A 6,257-nucleotide genomic window follows, 5' to 3' on the forward strand; every position below is an offset into this window, starting at 1 on the left:
GATAACGATAAGCTGCTGCTCGATGATAACAGCGATCCCAGCTACATGGCCTTGGTCAATGGCGATAACAATACCAACCGCTATGGTGTAAACCTGGGCGTAGCGCTGACCGGTGGAGACTACTACGTAGCCTACGCCCTGACCGACGTTGTACAAAAAGACGACAACGGCAATCAAGGCATCGCAGCCTCCTCCGCCATGCAACATATTGTACAGGCAGGCTACCGCAGAGAAGTAGCCCCATCCATCGGATTGATCATCAACGGTATATACCGGTACGATAAGAATCAGAAAGGCGTAGCCGAAGGCCAGTTGAAAGGCGTATTGAGCAATACCTTCTGGGTAGGAGCAGGTTACCGGAACGATCTGGCCTACACCTTCAATGCCGGAGTACGCATCAAGCAACTACAAGTAGGCTACACCCGTGAAATGTCATCCGGCAAAACAGACGGCATTTACCGTGGCGGTAATGAGATCACTCTGTCATATACGTTTGCACCTGTGTTTGGTAAAAAATTATCAGTGTGGTAAGCCGGAAGTTGATCATGTCTCCCAAGTTTGTTTTATCAAATTTGGGAGACATTTTTAATTTTTACTCTTTCATACCCATTTTCATTCTCCATTATCATGCTGTTTAAATCTGTGAAAAAGTTAATTGGTTTTACTGTTTTAGTCTGTCTATGTGTAGAATTGTATGCACAGCAGCAAGTTTTTGATAAAAATAAATTGCTGTTAGCTCCTTTTGAGTACAATGAAGTAAAACTGTTAGATAGCCCGCTTAAACACCAGTTTGACGAGGTTGTGGCATATTATCTGGCTATTCCTGATAATGATTTGTTAAAAGGCTTCAGACAGCGGGCTGGTTTACCAACTTATGGAGCCAGGGATTTGGGAGGCTGGTATACCAATGATATTTTTCATGTGTTTGGCCAGTTTTTAAGTGGAATGAGTCGCTTGTATGCTGTTTCAGGTAACCAAGCATTGAAAAACAAAGTAAACTTTCTTGTTGAAGAATGGGCGAAAACTATTGATGCCAACGGATACTTTTTTTATTCGTCTAAACCTAATGCGCCACATTATGTATATGAGAAAATGGTTGGTGGACTGGTAGATGCGTACGTGTTTGCGGGAGATAAAAATGCCTTGAAACAATTAAGTATTATTACAGACTGGGCTGTGAAAAATTTGAACCGGGATCGGATATACGGTCAGACCCAATCAGAATGGTATACTTTATCAGAAAACCTGTATCGGGCATACTGTGTAACAGGAGATAAAAAATATCTTGACTTTGGAAAAATATGGGAGTATACTGATTACTGGAATTATTACCTTACCGGAGTTCCGCCGGTGGGAGAGCGGAGGCATCATGCCTATAGCCATTTAAATACGTTGAGCAGTGCTGCCGCTGCTTACCTGGTAAGCGGCAATGAAAAGTACAAAACAATTATAAAAAATGCCTATAATTTCTTTTGGAAAGAACAGTGTTTTGCAACAGGAGGATTTGGTCCGGATGAACGCTTATTACCGAAGAATGAATTAATAAAAACCTTAGAAACTACCCATAATACTTTTGAGACCCAATGCGGTTCATGGGCCATATTTAAACTTAGTAAATATCTGATAATGATAACCGGAGATGCCCGATATGGCGACTGGATAGAGAAAATGACGATGAATGGTATTGGTGCAAATATCTCCATGTCGCCGGATGGAAGAGTTCAATATTATTCAGATTATAACCCTCGTGAAGGAACCAGGCATAATCATCACGTCGGTTGGACTTGTTGTACGGGTACTCGCCCTGAAGCTGTGGCAGAATATACCGACATGGTTTATTTCAAAAATAATGATGGGTTATATGTGAATCTATATACGCCTTCTTATGCAACATGGCATGGCATATCGGTAACCCAACAAACAAATTTTCCCGAAAATAACATATCCCTAATTAAACTGAATGTTAAAAAAGGCGGTATAGAAACAACTTTAAGCTTTCGTAAACCTTTATGGGCTGAAACAATGCCGGTTATTTCAGTAAATGGAAAAGCTATAAAACCGAAATTAGTCAATAACTGGATGCAGATAAAACGTCTCTGGTTAGATAACGATCAGGTAAAAATTACTTTTCCTATGAAATTATACATTGACCGCCTTGATGGTTCAAAACCTTACCCTGCCGCATTCATGTATGGTCCGGTTGCAATGGCTGTTAACGCGTCAAACCCTTATCCTGAAGATATTGTAGTATCGAAATCTATTTCGGAACAATTTATCCCCATTTCCGGTAAACCGTTAAATTATCGTATTAAAAACCATTCAGACCTTATACTACGCCCGTATTATCAGTTTTCTCCCAATGAAGCCTACACTTTATATATCGACTCTGTTGTAAAGAATATAGTATTGCAAAAAGACTTGGTATATAATGGCGACTGGAAGCAGGGGCGGGGACCAATTTTTAGCAATGAAAAAGGAGCTAGTATAAGTACAACCTTTACAGGTACTGGTATTAAGGTTTATTTGGATGGATACCGTAATTCAGGTAAAGCACAAATAATAATTGACGGTAAAGGTACGGATGTTATAGATACATTTAATGCTTCGGCAAATGGTTATAAACCTGGCTCCTCCTACTTAGAAAAACAATACAGTAGTTTGGCAGTTGGCACACACAAAATGGTATTATTGGTTTTAGATGAGAAAAACCCTCAGTCAAAAGGTACATTTGTTAATGTTGTTAAATTTGAAGTACTTCCTTAATCGTATTAGTTGCCTAACTTTTTATGCATTTTTAACGCGAATTATTATGTTTTCTATTGCAGTATAAGGTTATGATAATTTTCAAAACAGTATTTCGCAATTTGATTTTGGTTTGCCTGTTTTTCTCAGTCGATTTAAAAGGGCAATCGCTCCAAAAAGATATTGACCATGACTACATTCATCTGGCAGACCCAACCATTTTTCATCATAAAGGCATGTATTACCTGTATGGAACTGGTGGCAGCAAGCAAACCAGTCAGGGATTTGTGGTTTATACCTCAACCGATCTGAAAACGTGGCAGAAACCTAAAGGAGTTGCCGAGGGCTATGCCCTTAAAAAAGGAGATGCTTTTGGGGAATCCCACTTTTGGGCGCCGCAGGTATTTCAGTACAAGAAGAAGTTTTATATGGCCTATACCGCCGATGAGCATATTGCAATAGCTGTTAGCGACAGTCCTTTAGGGCCTTTTGTGCAATCGGTAAAACAACCGTTGCTATTAGGCAATGGGGCAAAACAAATCGATCCGTTTGTTTTTATGGATAACAAAGGGGCGAAATATTTATATTATGTAGTAGTTGCCAATGGCGCTAACCGGATATATGTAGCAGAGCTGAAAGACGACCTTTCGGGAATTAAGGAAGGCTCGGTGCGCAAATGTATCGAAGCCGATCAGCCCTGGGAAAATACCTGGAACGCCAGGTGGCGGGTAACCGAAGGCCCAACAGTAGTCAAGCACAAGGATTATTATTACCTGTTTTATAGTGCCAATGATTTTCGTAACCCGGATTATGCGGTTGGCTATGCCGTAAGTAAAAGCCTGTTAGGCCCTTGGGAAAAAGTGGCAGGTAACCCGGTGATCAGCAGGAAAAACATAGGTCATAATGGCACCGGCCACGGCGATGTGTTAAGCGATGATAAAGGACAATTATACTATGTGCTTCATACCCATTTTTCAGATGAAAAAGTCAGCCCACGATTAACCGGAATTGTTAAAGTCAACTTTGTTAAAAAGCGCTCCGGCCCGGATGAATTTCAAGCAGACACTTCAAGCTTTTATTATCTGCAAAGTGGTGATTAGGTATGGAGTATAGCGATAGCCTTGTTGTTTAATCGTTAGACATTGTTCAATTGTTGCATTGTTAGATTGTCGGGCTGTCCACTATGAACCATACAGGCATTGTCCATTGTCCATTATCTATTGTTCATTATCAACTGTCAACTGTCAACTGTCAACTGTCAACTGTCAACTGTCAACTGTCAACTGTCCATTATCCATTGTCCATTGTCCATTGTCCACTCTCCATTGTCCACTAAAACTCTTTACCATTATCCATTTTTTTAGTTGCTTTGTTAATTGTCGGGGGAAAGGTAGATTGGTCGCAGCAGTATTAATGACCGGCATCTGAATTTTAACGCTCATCGTAATATTATGCATTTAATTACCTGTAGAACTCATTTTTTGATTTTAATAAGCGGTATTCTTCTTTACAGCAGCCTGGCAGCAGGGCAAAGTTTAGACAGCCTGAACCATGAGCTTCAGCAGGCCCGGACAGTCAATGCTAAAATACATGCTTATGAAGACTTGATCCGTTATTATCAATCGGTTGATCCGCAAAAGGCGTTTGACATGGCCAAAGCGCTGATGGCCTTATCCCAAAAGAATAATAATGCCGAGGGAAAGGCCATTGCATACTACAATTATGGTATTTACTGGTTGCTTCAGGGGCAATATGATTCGGTAAAGCACTATGCTGCGCTAACCGGCAAAACAGCCACGTCGGGCAAGGTTGAACGGGTACACGCCATGGGTATAAATCTGATGGCGATATATTTCTGGAATACCGGTAAGCTGGATTCTTCCTTAAGATATCATCTCAGCGCATTGCGGATTCGTGAAAAAAATCGGGATACCAATGGTTTGGGAATCAGTTATCTGGGCTTGGGCAGCTTGTATGCAACACTGCAAAAAACAAAAGATGCCGAAGAATATCTTATTAAGGGATGGAAAATTGGCGAGAAGACAAAAAATGATAAGCTTATTATCAATTGTATGCACATGCTGGCCAATGTGTACGCTTCCAGAGAACAATATTCAAAAGCCTTACAAGTAGATGAAAAAGCTATCAAAGTAGCCTTAAAAGCAAATGATAAGCGGGGCGTTTCTCAGATATATTCCAATATGGCCAATTGTTACACAGAGCTTGGCCAGTATGATAAATCCATTATATATCATTATAAGGTACTTGAGATAGATAAATTTTTTAAAGACGACCGGCAGATTGCCGATACGTACTTTAATCTGGCAACTTGCTATCAAAAGACCGGTAATAATCAAAAGGCTATTGATTTAGCATCGCAGGCCGTGGCGCTTTTTAAAAAAACAGGATATAAGGAAGGACTTAATTATACACTCCCCTTGTTAAGCAGGAGTTATGAAGATACAGGTAATTACAGGCAGGCCCTGAAAGCGCAACAAGATTATGTGCAGGTACAAAAAGAGATATTTAATGAAACTTCAGATAAAACAATTTCCGATTTAAAAACACAATATGAAACCGAGAAAAAAGAGCAGCAAATAAAGTCGCTGAATCAAAAGAACCTGATCCAACAGTTACAGATCAGGCAAAAGAACATTAGCCTGATAATAGCTGGTATCCTGTTAATTTTTATTATATCTATCGCTTATTTTATCTACAATCGTCGTAAGTTGAAAGCTCGTGCCGTGTTACAGGAAGCCATTAATAAAGAACAGGAGATGGCCGCCCGTGGCATTTTAGATGCGGAGGAGCGTGAGCGACGCCGTATTGCAGGCGACCTGCACGATGGCGTAGGGCAGATGCTATCAGCCGCATTGATGAACCTGAATAGTCTTTTTCAAAAACTGGGCTTAAATACAGAAGAACGCTATAAAGCCGAACAATCGCTGGCCCTGGTAACCGAAAGTTATGATGAAATGCGAAGCATCTCCCATCAGATGATGCCCAATGCATTAATTAAGGCCGGATTGGCGTCTGCCGTTAAAGAGTTCATCAATAAGATTGATAAAGACAAGATCAGGGTAAGCCTGGAAACTATTGGTCTGAATGGGCGTTTAGACGAACAGGTTGAAACCGTATTATTCAGGGTAATACAGGAAACAGTCAACAATGTAATTAAGCACGCTGAGGCTGATAAGCTCCATATCCAGCTACTTAAAGACGAAGAAGGAGTGACAGTTACCATTGAAGACAACGGTAAAGGTTTTGATAAATCAAAGATCAAAAGCAAAACGGGTATTGGACTAAGTAATATTTATTCCCGTGTAGGATTTTTAAAAGGTACGGTAGATATTGACACCGCTCCCGGAAAAGGTACGCTGATCAATATTTTTGTACCAGCGTAGCTGCTTAGTTGTGGTTTTGTTGGACGGTTAGTTGGAGCCTGTGAAGAATTTTGTGTAAATGGTCAAACCTACTGCCATTAAATCCTACATCTGTTTTCAAATATAATACTA

The 6,257-nt window shown here is 40.4% G+C and carries 4 protein-coding genes; all 4 read left to right on the plus strand.

The genetic code is table 11. The features are described 5' to 3' along the window. Positions 1 to 531, plus strand: a 531-nt coding sequence (locus tag FW774_RS20170) for a type IX secretion system membrane protein PorP/SprF (protein ID WP_149350335.1), incomplete at its 5' end; no start/stop codon positions are given. A 111-nt stretch (positions 532 to 642) separates the two neighbouring features. Further along, on the plus strand, positions 643 to 2,763 hold the full coding sequence (locus FW774_RS20175) for a beta-L-arabinofuranosidase domain-containing protein (RefSeq protein ID WP_187774970.1): 2,121 nt from the start codon (positions 643 to 645) through the stop codon (positions 2,761 to 2,763). A gap of 71 nt (positions 2,764 to 2,834) precedes the next feature. Further along, positions 2,835 to 3,842, plus strand: coding sequence for a glycoside hydrolase family 43 protein (locus tag FW774_RS20180; protein ID WP_149350339.1), 1,008 nt, complete (start codon positions 2,835 to 2,837; stop codon positions 3,840 to 3,842). A gap of 381 nt (positions 3,843 to 4,223) precedes the next feature. Then, complete coding sequence (locus FW774_RS20190; protein ID WP_187774971.1) at positions 4,224 to 6,146, plus strand: sensor histidine kinase; 1,923 nt, start codon at positions 4,224 to 4,226, stop codon at positions 6,144 to 6,146. Positions 6,147 to 6,257 lie beyond the last annotated feature (111 nt).

Origin of the sequence: Pedobacter sp. BS3 (assembly GCF_008274585.1) — a bacterium.
In the GTDB taxonomy this organism is placed as follows: domain Bacteria; phylum Bacteroidota; class Bacteroidia; order Sphingobacteriales; family Sphingobacteriaceae; genus Hufsiella_A.